The sequence below is a fragment of the Pseudoalteromonas sp. 5Ae-yellow genome (assembly GCF_014077565.1).
GTDB lineage: Bacteria > Pseudomonadota > Gammaproteobacteria > Enterobacterales > Alteromonadaceae > Pseudoalteromonas.
This window is the reverse complement of sequence record NZ_JACGWD010000004.1, coordinates 64,069-76,555: the sequence shown is the minus strand read 5'-3', so window position 1 is coordinate 76,555 and position 12,487 is coordinate 64,069. Positions and strand designations below refer to the sequence as shown.

General features: G+C 46.2%; 25 protein-coding genes. 1 reads left to right on the top strand and 24 read right to left on the bottom strand.

What is annotated here, in order from left to right; genetic code table 11:
* Window positions 1-25: 25 nt before the first annotated feature.
* From H4J63_RS02100 to H4J63_RS02030, 15 genes are read right to left on the bottom strand one after another with little or no spacing between them, the layout of a single operon-like run.
* Complete coding sequence (locus tag H4J63_RS02100; RefSeq protein ID WP_182194205.1) at window positions 26-478, bottom strand: phage virion morphogenesis protein; 453 nt, start codon at window positions 476-478, stop codon at window positions 26-28.
* Window positions 478-672, bottom strand: a complete 195-nt coding sequence (locus tag H4J63_RS02095) for a hypothetical protein (RefSeq protein WP_182194202.1) — start codon at window positions 670-672, stop codon at window positions 478-480. Before H4J63_RS02095 ends, H4J63_RS02100 begins: the two co-directional genes overlap by 1 nt.
* Complete coding sequence (locus H4J63_RS02090; protein WP_182194199.1) at window positions 669-2,150, bottom strand: phage minor head protein; 1,482 nt, start codon at window positions 2,148-2,150, stop codon at window positions 669-671. The genes H4J63_RS02095 and H4J63_RS02090 overlap by 4 nt, the downstream gene beginning before the upstream one ends.
* Window positions 2,151-3,716 (bottom strand): DUF935 domain-containing protein, encoded by a 1,566-nt coding sequence (locus tag H4J63_RS02085; RefSeq protein ID WP_182194196.1) that lies wholly within the window; start codon window positions 3,714-3,716, stop codon window positions 2,151-2,153.
* Window positions 3,713-3,874 (bottom strand): hypothetical protein, encoded by a 162-nt coding sequence (locus H4J63_RS02080; RefSeq protein WP_002960378.1) that lies wholly within the window; start codon window positions 3,872-3,874, stop codon window positions 3,713-3,715. Before H4J63_RS02080 ends, H4J63_RS02085 begins: the two co-directional genes overlap by 4 nt.
* A complete protein-coding gene (locus H4J63_RS02075) occupies window positions 3,874-5,478 on the bottom strand; it encodes a terminase large subunit domain-containing protein (protein ID WP_182194193.1) in 1,605 nt (534 codons plus the stop codon). Before H4J63_RS02075 ends, H4J63_RS02080 begins: the two co-directional genes overlap by 1 nt.
* The gene (locus H4J63_RS02070; RefSeq protein ID WP_182194190.1) at window positions 5,471-6,067 is read right to left on the bottom strand and encodes a DUF3486 family protein; all 597 of its coding nucleotides are present in this window, start codon (window positions 6,065-6,067) and stop codon (window positions 5,471-5,473) included. Before H4J63_RS02070 ends, H4J63_RS02075 begins: the two co-directional genes overlap by 8 nt.
* Window positions 6,068-6,069: 2 nt before the next feature.
* Window positions 6,070-6,369 (bottom strand): hypothetical protein, encoded by a 300-nt coding sequence (locus H4J63_RS02065; protein ID WP_024606090.1) that lies wholly within the window; start codon window positions 6,367-6,369, stop codon window positions 6,070-6,072.
* Between the two features lie 9 nt (window positions 6,370-6,378).
* A complete protein-coding gene (locus tag H4J63_RS02060) occupies window positions 6,379-6,591 on the bottom strand; it encodes a hypothetical protein (protein WP_182194188.1) in 213 nt (70 codons plus the stop codon).
* Window positions 6,578-6,892 carry a DUF2730 family protein gene (locus tag H4J63_RS02055; RefSeq protein ID WP_182194185.1) on the bottom strand — a complete coding sequence of 105 codons (315 nt, stop codon included), beginning with the start codon at window positions 6,890-6,892 and terminating at the stop codon, window positions 6,578-6,580. The genes H4J63_RS02060 and H4J63_RS02055 overlap by 14 nt, the downstream gene beginning before the upstream one ends.
* A 1-nt stretch (window position 6,893) precedes the next feature.
* Window positions 6,894-7,115 carry a TraR/DksA C4-type zinc finger protein gene (locus H4J63_RS02050; protein ID WP_182194182.1) on the bottom strand — a complete coding sequence of 74 codons (222 nt, stop codon included), beginning with the start codon at window positions 7,113-7,115 and terminating at the stop codon, window positions 6,894-6,896.
* On the bottom strand, window positions 7,112-7,558 hold the full coding sequence (locus H4J63_RS02045; protein ID WP_182194179.1) for a 3TM-type holin: 447 nt from the start codon (window positions 7,556-7,558) through the stop codon (window positions 7,112-7,114). Before H4J63_RS02045 ends, H4J63_RS02050 begins: the two co-directional genes overlap by 4 nt.
* Window positions 7,548-7,829: a hypothetical protein gene (locus tag H4J63_RS02040; RefSeq protein WP_182194177.1), complete on the bottom strand. Its 282-nt coding sequence runs from the start codon at window positions 7,827-7,829 to the stop codon at window positions 7,548-7,550. The genes H4J63_RS02045 and H4J63_RS02040 overlap by 11 nt, the downstream gene beginning before the upstream one ends.
* Window positions 7,819-8,082 carry a hypothetical protein gene (locus tag H4J63_RS02035; RefSeq protein ID WP_182194175.1) on the bottom strand — a complete coding sequence of 88 codons (264 nt, stop codon included), beginning with the start codon at window positions 8,080-8,082 and terminating at the stop codon, window positions 7,819-7,821. The genes H4J63_RS02040 and H4J63_RS02035 overlap by 11 nt, the downstream gene beginning before the upstream one ends.
* Entirely contained in the window at window positions 8,082-8,681 is a 600-nt protein-coding gene (locus H4J63_RS02030) for a glycoside hydrolase family 108 protein (protein ID WP_182194172.1), read from the bottom strand. The genes H4J63_RS02035 and H4J63_RS02030 overlap by 1 nt, the downstream gene beginning before the upstream one ends.
* A 166-nt stretch (window positions 8,682-8,847) precedes the next feature.
* Here H4J63_RS02030 and H4J63_RS02025 point away from each other — a divergent pair, with 166 nt between their 5' ends.
* Window positions 8,848-9,261, top strand: coding sequence for a DUF4124 domain-containing protein (locus H4J63_RS02025; RefSeq protein ID WP_024606082.1), 414 nt, complete (start codon window positions 8,848-8,850; stop codon window positions 9,259-9,261).
* Window positions 9,262-9,292: 31 nt separating this feature from the next.
* Here the strand turns inward: H4J63_RS02025 and H4J63_RS02020 are convergent, their stop codons facing one another.
* The 9 genes from H4J63_RS02020 to H4J63_RS01980 form a co-directional block, all read right to left on the bottom strand.
* Window positions 9,293-9,553 carry a hypothetical protein gene (locus H4J63_RS02020; RefSeq protein WP_024606081.1) on the bottom strand — a complete coding sequence of 87 codons (261 nt, stop codon included), beginning with the start codon at window positions 9,551-9,553 and terminating at the stop codon, window positions 9,293-9,295.
* A gap of 12 nt (window positions 9,554-9,565) precedes the next feature.
* Window positions 9,566-9,844: a hypothetical protein gene (locus tag H4J63_RS02015; RefSeq protein WP_024606080.1), complete on the bottom strand. Its 279-nt coding sequence runs from the start codon at window positions 9,842-9,844 to the stop codon at window positions 9,566-9,568.
* Window positions 9,841-10,194, bottom strand: coding sequence for a hypothetical protein (locus H4J63_RS02010; RefSeq protein WP_182194169.1), 354 nt, complete (start codon window positions 10,192-10,194; stop codon window positions 9,841-9,843). Before H4J63_RS02010 ends, H4J63_RS02015 begins: the two co-directional genes overlap by 4 nt.
* The gene (locus H4J63_RS02005; RefSeq protein WP_008165819.1) at window positions 10,194-10,610 is read right to left on the bottom strand and encodes a Mor transcription activator family protein; all 417 of its coding nucleotides are present in this window, start codon (window positions 10,608-10,610) and stop codon (window positions 10,194-10,196) included. Before H4J63_RS02005 ends, H4J63_RS02010 begins: the two co-directional genes overlap by 1 nt.
* The gene (locus H4J63_RS02000) at window positions 10,607-10,951 is read right to left on the bottom strand and encodes a hypothetical protein (protein ID WP_024606078.1); all 345 of its coding nucleotides are present in this window, start codon (window positions 10,949-10,951) and stop codon (window positions 10,607-10,609) included. Before H4J63_RS02000 ends, H4J63_RS02005 begins: the two co-directional genes overlap by 4 nt.
* The gene (locus tag H4J63_RS01995; RefSeq protein WP_024606077.1) at window positions 10,948-11,445 is read right to left on the bottom strand and encodes a hypothetical protein; all 498 of its coding nucleotides are present in this window, start codon (window positions 11,443-11,445) and stop codon (window positions 10,948-10,950) included. Before H4J63_RS01995 ends, H4J63_RS02000 begins: the two co-directional genes overlap by 4 nt.
* Complete coding sequence (locus H4J63_RS01990; RefSeq protein WP_024606076.1) at window positions 11,417-12,028, bottom strand: gp16 family protein; 612 nt, start codon at window positions 12,026-12,028, stop codon at window positions 11,417-11,419. The genes H4J63_RS01995 and H4J63_RS01990 overlap by 29 nt, the downstream gene beginning before the upstream one ends.
* Window positions 12,021-12,200, bottom strand: a complete 180-nt coding sequence (locus tag H4J63_RS01985; protein WP_182194166.1) for a hypothetical protein — start codon at window positions 12,198-12,200, stop codon at window positions 12,021-12,023. Before H4J63_RS01985 ends, H4J63_RS01990 begins: the two co-directional genes overlap by 8 nt.
* Window positions 12,201-12,297: 97 nt before the next feature.
* Window positions 12,298-12,480: a hypothetical protein gene (locus H4J63_RS01980; RefSeq protein ID WP_002960355.1), complete on the bottom strand. Its 183-nt coding sequence runs from the start codon at window positions 12,478-12,480 to the stop codon at window positions 12,298-12,300.
* Between the last annotated feature and the right edge of the window lie 7 nt (window positions 12,481-12,487).

Genomic DNA, 12,487 nt, shown 5'->3' with positions numbered 1-12,487 from the left:
ATAGTATTTTGTTATATCAAAAGTATCAAATTAAAAACTCACTTAATATTTCGATCACTTCGGTTTCATCATCAGCGGATAGACCTAAAAATGGCCGTGCTGGTATGGCGGCTAATCGGGGTGGCATATCGCTTGTACCACCAAATTGATGAATAGCGCCGTACTCCATGTTTGTTCCAAACTCTAATGATTCATCCCCTACGTTATAAGCGAACGTGTCGCGCAGTATGTCGTTTAGCCTGAGTATTTTATCTTTGTTCTTTTTTTTGCTTTTCGCGTAGTCGGGGCTAAGTGCTTGCCATGGTGTACCGTCGGGGCTGCGTTGCTCGTCAAAGTGATCGCGGTGGGTGAGCATTAAATGCTCCCCTACGTTACCCAATGCGGGCGCTAGGTTATTGGCATTTTTAATAAGCTGGGTAAGCACGTCGCTTACGGCTTGTGCGCCTTGGGTGCTTATTTGTATTTTTGCGCCCGCCATTACACTAGCCCTTCGTTAAATGCTTGGGCGTGTGTTTCCTGATCTAGTCCTGCAATAAGTGCCGGTAGTAGGTCGGCTATTTGGTCGGCCTCTTGGCCTTTGGCGCGTTTTTCAAGCTGTGCAAACTCGCGACACGTTTGTAGAGTGTAAGGTGTTTGTTTTAGCAGCTGCTGCGCTTGGGTTAATAATGTCATCGTCTTTTTTCCTGTGATTTGGCGGCATCGTTTACTAGTTGGTCTATCCAGCTTACAAGCTCTGGTTGCCATTTCTTAAGCTCTTTGCGAGCCAACGCCCAGGCTGTAAATGCCTCGGCAAACTCTTCGTACTTGTTGGCGGCACCGTAATAGGTTACGGGTAAGGCGTTTTTTAAAAAGGCCGGTGCGCCTGCGTAGTAATGCACTTGGTGGCCTAGTTCGTGTAGCCATGTGGCAACCACTGCGTGAGCTTCGTTTTTATCCAGTGCATTAAGTGTATCTGATATTGTGTGATCGCGTTTTAAGATTTGTCCATTGTGTTTAAAGCTGTACTTACCTGCGTTATTAGCGGCGAGCCTTACGGTAAGTGCTGCGGTGTCTTGCACGGCTTGCATGTCTACTTTGGCTAGGTTTTGGCTAGCTTTTACTTTTACCACTACGTGCTCAAACCCCACAGAGGTAAACCCGCCTACGCGCTTAGGGTTGCGTGTTGCATATTGCATGCGGGCGTAAAAGTCTTCTACGCCTAAGTACTGCCCAACGTCACTGCGTATAGCTGCGTTTGCTTTAGAGCCTGCGCTCATTTCGTTACTTTTTACAAACAGGGTTTTAGTTTGCTTGGCACTTAAAAAGCTGTTTAAGCCGTTAAGTACTTCGCTATCGAGCTGGGCTAGTAATGGGTCTAGTTTTAATGCGGTGACGTTTTTAGCGGTGCTGTAAGCAGATGGCACAATGCGGCTTGCTTGGTAATCTGCTATACGCTTTGTAAGCGGTGGTTTGTCGGCCACTTGCTTTTTAGCCTGGCTTGTAAGCTGGGCGGTATTTTTTGGGGTGTAGTCAAAGCCCGGATCAATACCACGGGGTAGCTCAAACTCCTCGCCTGTTTTTTTGTTGGTCCAGGTGTAGTTACCCTCATCGGGTGCGGTGCCTACAGTTAGGCCACGGCGTTTAAGCTCACGTTCGCTTAGGCTAAACTTTTTACATTTGCAGCCCCAGCCATTTTGTGGGCTGTGCGTGTCCCACCATGGATCATCTAAGGGTAGCACTAGGTTATTCCATTTTAAGTGCAGTACGCGCGAGGTTTCACTATCGCCATGTTTGTATAGTGCATAAGGGCGTGTGGCTTTAAGCGTTTGTATTTGCCCCTCTCGCCCTGCGTTGTAGGCTTGGCGTATATTGGTTTCGTATATTAACTGGCTACGCCATGCAGGCTCCCCGTTATGCTCCCAGCCGTAACGCGATTTGATATTATCAAACTCGTTTTGAAACCAGCCCAGGCTTTTACCCTCGCTTATGGCTTTGTCTACTGAGGTGTAAAAGTCGTTAAGCATGTCGGCTTTGGTAACACCTGCCACCATAAACGCGCGGTTATGGGCGTTTTGCCATACATCATCCCAGCTGCTGCTAGGTGTATTTAGCTTTTGCCTAAAAAACTTTATCCCGTCGTCAAACGGCAGTGAGCCGTATCTAATAGCCATTTAACGGCCCTCATCCACTTCTAGTGCGCCTAGCAATTCGCTGGCTGCCATTGCCTTTGCCATTAGCTCGCTAAAGCCCTCTGTGCTTATTTGTGGCTCTAGGGTTAGTATACCGTCGCGTATTTCTTCTAAGCTGCTGGCGTTTTTAACCAGTTCGGTTACGGCATCGCTCATGCTGTTTAAATGGGTTTGTGCTTGTGCGGCTAGCTGCTCGGCCAATAGGTCGGCATTATCTTTTTGTGGCTCGGTTTTAAGTGCTGCAAACCCTTTTAGTGCGGCGCTTTGTTCGGTTGGCGCGGTGAGTGGTGCAATGCTTAAAATGGCTTCGCCCTTTTCTGGTAGCGGTATTTGGGTTTTTTCGCTTACCCAACTAACTGGTACTGGGTAGTTAGCTTCGGTGAGTATTTTAAGCGCAGGTGCAAGTACGGCTATGTCGTCTGCTTCGCTAGTGTCAAATTTAAAGCGAGGTATACGGCGTGCGCCTGAGTAGCTTTTAGAGTTAAGTGCGTGCATTGGGTAAATAATATCGCGCGTTATGGTGTTGGCTACTTGTTTTAAATCGCTTTCTGTTATGTCGTTTAGTACGTCCATATGCACACTACCCAGCGCGTTAGTGCTGGTTTTACCGTCCGCTTGGCTGGTAAGCGTTGCGCCTAACACGGCTTTACTTTGGGTGGTTTCACACCATTTGATCATGGCTTCAAATGGGTCGGCTTGACCATTAGCAGCATTTTGAAAATCGATTTCCATGCCTTTGGGGATAATACCGCCTGCGTTATGGCCGATGCTAAGCACGGCGCGTAACAAAGTGGCTTTTTCGTCTTCGCTTGCGCCATTAGGGTATTTACCCAGGCGTAGCGGTAAGCCGTAAATTTCTAAAAATTCGGCTAGGTCGCGTATTGAATAGTTTTTAAATAAGTACGGCCATGCCACGGTTGACGTTAACCCCGTGCGATGTATGTAACCCGATTTACTGCGGTGAACATGCGCACACCAACCAAACGGATTTAGCGCTTGGCCTGTGTAGCTGTTATCGCGCAGCATAAGCTGATTGCGGTTGTCGGGGTGGGTTTGAAATAGGTTTTGATCGCGAAATTCGTAACCGGTAATAATATGCTCGCCGTTATCAAATGCCCAATTAAGCTCGTTACATGAAAACGATTTTAGTATGGCGTCGCTGCAATCAAATAGCAGGTCGTCTAACCAGGTGGCATCTTCTAATATTTCTTGAATCGCTGCGGCGTCTTTTTCTTCTTGCTCTGTGGCGTTGCGCGGCGGTTCTACTGACCAGTCGTATTTTAACCAGCCTCTGCGGCGTTTTGTTAGTTCGCTAAATAGGTGGCCGTCTTTGTCTTCCATGTCTTTTGCGAGGTCTGCCATGGCCGCTAAGTCTCCGGCTTCGGCGTCTTTTAATAGCTGCGACAATTTAGCAGGGGTAAGCGCTTCACTCGGATGCTCGGCGTACTGGCGCATTAACATGCCAATGCGGCTGTCTTGCTCGGTTTGTACTTGCTTAAAGTCGGTTGAATTTAGCGGATTTCCGTGAATGTCTACTATTTGGTTCATGGGTTTACTCTAACTTTAATGATGGGCTTAACGCTTAGCACGTATACATCTAGCGTTTTAGTGTGTTGGTGGGCCTTGGCTAAACTGGCGGCTGTTATATCTAGTTGTTGTACTTGTGCGGTGAATATCTCTTGGTAGAACACTCTAAAGCGCGGCATTACCAAGCAGCCTTACGATCACTTGCAAAGTCGTCGCTGTGGTCGGGGCGCAAGCTATTAGCGGCTTGCTGGGCTTTACTCGGCAGTGGTGTGTATTCTATGGCGCTGCCGTCCATTTCAGCGGCACGTATAAGCATGGCAATTGATACCGCGCTATCGCCGTGGCGTTTGTTGCCATCGGTGCCTGTGTTTTTACCTTTATCGACCTGCGCAATACCGTTTTTAAGTTTAATTTGACCTAAGTCGTCTAGTACGTCTTGGTCTTTAGGTAACGTTATGTTATCGGTTTCAAAGTAGTCTTTTAGTTTTGGCATCCATTCTCGATACCAGGCTTGTGATAAATGCACGCTATCTACTAGCTCGGTGCCGTATTTAAGGCTTGCAGCTTCGGCTAAGTAGCCGCCGTTACCTGTGGCGTCAAACGCTAGGCCGCGCAGTTTTGGTATGCGGTCACAAATATAAAGCATGATTTGCTTTTGCTGCTCGTAAGTAACGTTGCGCAGCTCTACCATAAAGGGCACGGTTAGGCTGGTGTCTTGGTTTATTTCACCAATACTGAATACGGTTAAATCGCCTTTGCGGGCAAAATCTTCACCAAAGGCATGGGTTAGATCAGGATTTAACCCACTGAGTAAATCATCAATATTTTGTTCAAGCCATGTGGCTACGTCTTTTACGCGCTGGTCTTCTGTCCAGCTTTCAAAGTCGGTGGGGGCTTCGTAGCGTATTACTTTGCAGTCGTCGCTTAGGGCACGTTCGCGCAGGCGGCGGCTCAGGTATTGGCCTGCGCCTTGGCTTGGTACGCAGTATAGCTCCTCGTTTGCGGCATCGGCAGTGGGGTAAAAATCAACTTGATTAGCTAGCCATTCGTCTTCTTTGGCTTGCGTCCACGTTTGCCCACTGACTAAACAAATACGTTTATATAGGCCGTGTTTTAGCGCTTTATCAATAGGAATATGATGCACGGAATACTTTTTAGTGCCGCGCCTTGCTTGGGTAATTAGGGTGTTAAATAGGTTATCTACGCCGTTATGGGTTGAAATAATACGTACTCGACCGCCCCACATGGTGAGTGCCATAGCAGCTTTTAGTACTTCGTCTAGCTTGTCGTGAAATGCGGCTTCGTCTATTACTACGTTGCCTTGACGGCCACGCAAGTTACGTGGATTGGAGCTGAGCGCGACTATTTTTTTACCGGTATTTGGGAATTTAATTTCAAAGGTGTTGATTGATCGCTTTGTGCCGTCTGGGTCTTTTTCTTCAAATATGCCCTCTTCCACTTCGCCCATTACCATGTTGAGCTTTTGCGCCCAAAATGCACAGGCGTCTATAAACTCCTTAGCCATTTCTTTGTCTGAGCCAAGGTAATAGGTGTTCTGGCCGTTGGCGGTTGCTGCTGCGCTTAGTACGTCGTCTAGTGCTTCGGCAAAGGTTAACCCAGTACGGCGTGACTTTTCGGCAATTTTTACTATTGCTTTGTCTTCCATCCATGCTTTTTGATAGCCAAAAAGTATGTCGGTGCCCATGGCAACCGCTAACGAACCTGACACTTTGCTAAGCGGTAGCTCGTTGGTTTGGGTAACGCTTTGCGCGGTGCTAGTCATGTTTTAGCCCTAATATGTCGCGTTTGAAAAATGCCAGCATGTCGTCTGCGGTTTGCGGTAAGTTTTCGTTTTTAACCTTTTGGTCTAGGTCTTTGGCGAGCTTTTGCGCATAGGCTTTTTCGATTTCTTGCTGGCGTTTGTGTGCGGCCATAGCGGTTTGCTCTAGTCGCTGAGCTGCTAGCATGGCGTCTTTTATGGTGTCGATGTCTACCGCTGCGTCGTCGTCGGGGTTCATCATTTGCTGCTGCATAGCGCGGAACAGCTGAGAACGGCCCATTTCTAAAATAAGCTTGGTGGTATCGCCTGTGGGCTTTTCGCCAAGCTCTGCGGTGAGTGCTTTGGTTGACTCGCGCAGGTCGCGTAGCTTTTGGCCTATGGCTTCGGTTTTTTGGGCATGGCGACTTAAGCCACTGCGGCTAATGGTTGCGCCCTCGTCTAAACCCGATTCAATAATAAGGCTGTTAACTGCGTCGAGTATTTCGCCCTGGCTAAAGCGTTTGTCGCGTAGCATTGAGTCGAGCTGCTTTTTAATGTCTTCTGGGAGCAGATCTACCTTGCTGGGTTGGCCTCTGCGGATTGACTCGCTCATAGTTAACCTCGTGGCCCAGGGCGTTTAATGCCAGGTACTACACTTATGCCCTCGGCTACGTCGATGCCTGATTGCGTAATACGGGCTACCCATGTGTTTTCTGTGAGTTTATCGAGTGTTATATAGCCGTTTTGCTCTAACCAATTGAGTAAGGTTTTAAGCTGATCACGACTGCAGCCCAGTGCATAGCGTTGTAATACATCGGCTAGCATGCTGGTGTTAGCGCCAAAATCGGCGGATTCTTTTAGCGTTATAAGTATGCTAATTCGTTGGTGCTCGGCTTGAACTTGTAACATTGCCATGGTGGTTTCCTATGGGTGGGGCTTAAGGGCTGGCACAGTTTCTTCTACTGGTTCGCCGCATTTCATGCAGCAATACAGCGTGTAATCGGTTATGCCTTTATTAAAATCGTTGGTGGTAACAACCTGAGCGTGTATGTTTTTATAACAAGCCTCGGTTTTATCTGTGCCTGTAAGTACGGTGATTTTTGCACCGCATTGGCACTTGTCGTTAACTATCGCCATTTCGCGTGCCTCTGAGTTCGTTTTCCATTAGTAAGTCGGTTAAGCGTTTTAGGTCGGTGAGCTGTGGGTTTAGCCCGTCTATTTTGCCGCTCACTTCTATTAGGCGTTTATCTAAGTCGTGTAGGTCGTCGGCGTTGGGTAGGTCTTCTACTGTTTTTTCTACGGCACTTAAACGGCTTTCTAACACCTCATGCACCTTTTTAGTTACAAAGGTGCTGCGCAACCACGCCAGTGCGCTTGCGCCAACTATGGCAATACCTACGGTTAAAAATGCTTTCCACCATTCCAATATAAAATCCATGCTAGCGCCTATAGTGCTGTTGTTGTATTTCAATGAGCGATTGGCAATCTACACAGGTACTACAGTTTTTAACCGCGTCACGGCGTTGTTTTGGTATGTCTATGCCACACTCTTGGCAGTGCATAAACGCTGCACCTGGTTTATTTGCTTTTTCGCGTTGAATAGATAGCGCGGCATCGAGTAGGTGTTGTTCTATTTTTTGCGCGTCGTCTAATTTACTCACTGCGGTTTCCTTACTTTTTCAATGACGTTTTTAATGCCTTGCTTAACGCTTGGCGCGGCTTTTTCAACTGAGCGGCCAATAACATAGCCACCTATACCTAGCTGTAATAGTTCCCATGCTTGCGCTGATAAACGAAAAGCCAGCACACCAAATGAATCAAGGCACACCAACACTAAGAACGTAAGCATGGTGATAGGCCGCCAATTACGCTGTAAGGCGCTTTCACCTTTGGCCTCGGCGGTAATAATTTGCGATTGCGCCTCTAGCACTTTGCCTTGTAGCTCGACAATTTTACCCTCAAGCTCTAGCACTTGGCTTTGCGCTGCGTTTTCAATGCGCTTGAGTTCGTTGGTAACGGCTTGGCGTTCTTCGTCGCTGGTAAAGAGATCATCAATTAAATTAGTGATTGGCTCGACCACGTTAAACCAATTTTTAATTGCCATTTACTTGCTCCTCACCAAACTTTAATTGTCGCTTGCGCTCGTTGGTAATTGCCTTTTGCAACGCCTGCCAAACCTGTTTAGTTTTGGGGTTGCTGTTTAACATTTTGTTGGTAAATGACTCGGGGTGCTGTGAGTCGTATTTTTTACCGGTGGCCTCTTCGTAGCTTGGCTTAACTACCTGCTGCTCTATTTCGCTAAACACTAAGGTAAGCGCTAGCTCTTTAATAACGGTGTTTTGCGCTGTGGTAAGCGGTTTTACTTTAGCGACCATTAGATTCTCCAAAACGTTTTTTGAGGGCTTCGCGGGCGTTTTTATAGCTTTGCTGGCCGTCTACACGCAGCTGTATGTCGATGGCTCTAACTGATTGCCAGCCTTTGTTAAAGTGGCTTTGCATGGTGCCGCAATGGCTGTGTAGTGGTATTTTGCGCGGATCGAATGGCATGTTGTGCATGCGGGCATCAACTTCTAATTCCATGCGTTTCTCGCGGCCTTTTTGATATGACCAATCCCAATTTTTACCCATTAGGCCACCTCGCTTAGCTGGTTTACTGCAAATTCGGTTACATGGGCTAGGCGGTTATACCAGCCCTCTAGATTTGGCTTTTGGCTGGAGTCGTTTGCACAAATGCGGGCGTACTTACGGCCACGGTTTACGCTGAGCAATACGGTTAGGCTAAGGGCTGGGCGCTCTGCGATAGCGGCTAGGGTTTTTGGCCCCATGCGACCATCGGGCTTTGAGTTGACTAATCGCTGGGTTAATTGGGTCATGGCGGGTGCGCCGTGCTGTACTGCGCCATCTAGCAGCATAAAGTCAACCCCTGCGGGGCTTTGCTCGCAGTGCATGGCACGCCAATAATCACGGTGATACAGGCTTATTGCTTTAGCAAGCGTTAGGTTTTTAATATCTACCGTTGGGTAAGCGCGTTGGCTTATGCCGTATTTTGTAAGGCCGCCACGGTCTGATGCTACGTTATTTAACCCACCATCGCTGCGCAAGCCTCCCTCTAAATACAAGATAGGTAATATGCACTGGGCAAATTTAAGCGAGTACGGGGCAAGCGCGTTTTGCACTTCGGGTACTTGTTTAAAGTAATTTAAGTTGAGTGGGTTGAATACGAACATACCGAAAAGCCTTGTTGTTTTTCGGTATTGTGGGGGGTTGTGCTTAGGTGTTGGCCGTGCGGGGTTTCGGGAAAGTTTAGCTAAAAAGTAGACAGCAACAGTAAAGTTTTTTATGGTACTGCAAGTTTTATTTTTTCGCTAGTTACCATTTAAAAGGACTTAATTTATGAAATACCCAGCCTTTGCCTTCCTTGCTTTATGCGCTTTACCAAGCCACGCAAAAATTTACCAATGTATTGTTGACGATGTGCCCACATTTAGCCAAACGCCCTGCGCACCGGATGCTAAAGAATTGCATTTAAAGGTAACAAAAGCCCCTGATACTCGCGCTGCAAGCAATGATATTTTGCAGCAATGCACTGAACTTGCAAAAAATAATGGCTGGCGTGATCCTGATTCATTTATGGTTGTGTCGCATGAAAAGCAGTGGCGTGATGATGCTAGCGGCGCTCGATTGGTTTTAGCTATGCAAGTAAACGCTAAAAATGGGTATGGCGGTTATGGTAAAGCAAAGCCGTTTAATTGCTTTTTAAATCACAGTGGTACGGGTTTAAGTAATGTTCAAAGGTGGGTTAACTGATCAATAAAAAAGCCGCGTAAAGCGGCTTTTTTTATTGGTTTTGTTTCTTAAACCTGGACCAATCAAGTTCTTTTACTTCTTCAACCAAGCTGTTTATATACCTTAACCTTTTTAATGCTCGGCTTAGGTTTTGTTGAGGCACTTGATTTAATGATGCTGCCATAGGCTCGCTAATGCCATTACAGAGGCAATCATATATAGCGGCTTTAATTGGTTCACTTGTTAAGCGTGTTATTTTTATTAACACTGCAACACGTTCCGGTGATTCTTTTCCGTTAATTAAAGCGTACATACTAAACCACCTTTAAATTTGATTATTGGTAAGCATTGCAGGGCGCTTAAATAAAAGCGCTCTGCATTGCAGGTCATCTATGCTGGCTGTTCTGCCATTGATTGATACTACTTTTAAGCCACCGCTTTGGTCTCTACTTTCTATTGTTTTGTAGCCATCTTGTTCTTTAATGTTTTTTAACCAGCTGGCTGCACGATTGGTTGATACACCAAACACTTGAGCTAAGGTAAGTGAGTTGTAAAACTGCTGGGTTTGTAGCATTTTTTCAGCGGCGTTTATTGTGCTGCTCATTGGCTTAGCTCCTTTACTTTTTGTTGTAGTTCGGTGATGCCTTGTAACAACTTATTTGGCTGATGAATAAGCATAAACTCTAAATCGCCTGCTTTTACCCCTTCAAGGGCTGCGGGGGTTTTAGCTATAAGCGGTGCGCCTACCTCGTCTATAAATTTGTTTTCGTCTTGCATAACATGCAGCTGTATTTGTATGTCGGTGTGCTGTTCTTGCAGTGTACCCAATAGCACGTAGTTGTTTGGGTGTTTACCCTCTAGCATATCCACTATTAGCGTATCTACGCACTCTACGGCTTCGGCGGCTACGTTTACTGCTTCGCTCATTGGCGCTTTACTCATGGTGTTGCTCATTAAAATAGTCTCCGTTGGCGGCGTTCGGTTTCTACGATGCGTTGGTGCTGGATTATTTCAGCTATACGGCGCTCTGTTAGTTTAAATTTATTGGCAAGCTGTTCTATGTTGTTGCCTTTGTATTCTTGCCATATTTGTATATCGCGTAGGGCTGCTTTTAGGCGTTGGTCGGTGGGTATGTAAACATCGCGCCCGCCAAAGTAATGGCCTATTGCTAATGTTATGGCCTCGCCTACCCCTTGCGGGTTGTTTACACTGGCTTTGGTTAGCTGCGATTCGATAAGCAGTGCAAGCGATTGTAGGTTGCTAGGCCAGCGTTTACGTACTTCGGCTGCGTCCTCAGTAGATAGCTTGCTTAGGCAGTCTTGCAGCTGCTCTACGCTTTCACCAAACAGCTCTGATTGTTGTTCGCTCATAAACCACCTCGGTTATATCTAATTGTTAAAAATGAAAGTTCATTATTAAAATCGTTGAGTTCATCACGGGTTGAGTTTTCAGCATCAAAAACTTTCATTGGGTCTTTTTTCATTAATTTGAGTGCGGCTTTTTCTTGGTTTGCTAGCTCATCAAATTCGTTCACTCTTTTTTCAAACTCGCCCGATTGCAATATTTCACTAGCTTTACGCCTTACCTCAGAAATTTTTGAAGTCGCATTTATAAAGTCCTCTGATAACTGGGCGGCTTTTTGCGCTTTTAGCGTTAAACGCTTTTGCTCTTTTTCTAACGCTTGCAATACAAGCTTTTGGCCTAATCTCATTTATCCTCCTTATTCACTTTTGCACCGTAGCGGCTCATTTGTTCTAAATAAGCTTGGTGGTTTTGTTGCTCACTCATTTCTAAGCCCTGGCGTTTTACTTCCATACTGCGGCTACGTTCTGCTGCGGTTGGCTGCACTATTTGCTCTAGTGAGGTGGTGAGCACTTGTTTTAAGTAGTTATGGTTTGCAAGCGGTTTTATATTTGGCTGACCTACTCGCTTTGCCATGATTGAGTTAGCGGTTTGCTCCATAGCGTGGCCCAGTGCTGCAACGTTTTCGGTTAGGGCAAGTACTTCACGGGCTAGCTTTACTGCACGTGTGGCGCTTAAGTCCTGCTTTGCTGGGCGAAATAGGGCTAAGTAGCCGACTAATGCCTGGGCTGTGCGTTTATTGATGCTAGCTACGATACTTAATAGCTCTTTGCCTGCGTCGTCTTGCACTAGTTGATCTAGGCTTAGGTGGCTTTTACACACGGGGCAACGGGTTAATTTCATTTGTGCTTATCTCAAATATGTTGCATACGGCTGGGTATGATTTATGGGGTACAGTGCTAAGCGGTATAGGCCGTGCGTAAGTTTGGCCTGATACAAGGCAGTTAAATGCTTCGTACGCTTGCATGTTGTTTGCTTTTAAATGGTTTAACATTTCGCGTTTATGCCATTTTTTAAGCGGCTCTAGCACTTGTATGGCTTGCGTGAGCGTTAAAAACTGGGTGTGGTAGCTCACGTTTGCGCCTACCTTGGCACGATTTAGCATGCGGTTTACGTAGGCGTCTAGCGCGGTTTCTGAGCCATCGCGCACAAAGCTTTGTTTGTGCATGGTGATCCAAATTGCGCGTATTTTGTTTATTTCGCCTAGTTGCGTTGATGACGATTTAGGGCTTAAACGGCGTTTAGCCTTTGTTTTAAACCCTGCTTTTTTAAAGTGTTCTAACACTTTGTTTAGCTCTGGCAAGCTCATTTGGCTGCATGATGTTTTGCCCGCTGCGCCAAGTAGTGCGGCGCGGTAGGTGTCGTCGTCTAGCCCTAGCTGCCCTTTAGCAATGTGAATTAGCTGAGTTAACTTTGCTTTAGTCATTTTTAAACTCTTCTAGCTGCGCACGGAGGCTTAAATAGCTTTGACCTATGTCGTTGGCTTCTTGGTCTGTAAATATGCTGGTGTCTACTGCTAGCTTGTGTGAGCACTCTAAAAACTTAACGAGTGCAACAAGCTGTTTTAGCTCTAATGTGGGCTGTATTAATAGGGCCATGTGACCTCCTTTTGTTGCTTTATTTTTATCAAAATGCTTTTTGTTTTAGGTAAAGCACTTTGATAAAAAGCCGCATCCGTGCGCGCTTTTTGGTTACTTAATTAGGCTTTGTGGTTGGGCCTAGTGTTGTTGGGTTTACACTTACCAGTTGGCTTTGCACTACAAAGGTGATGTTTTGAAATACAAAGTTAATACTTACTGGTTCTTTACTTTGAGCGACCTGATTTACGATGTTTTGTAGCTCGCTGTGTTCGCTTACTTGAATTGTTATGCCTTCCATGAATTGC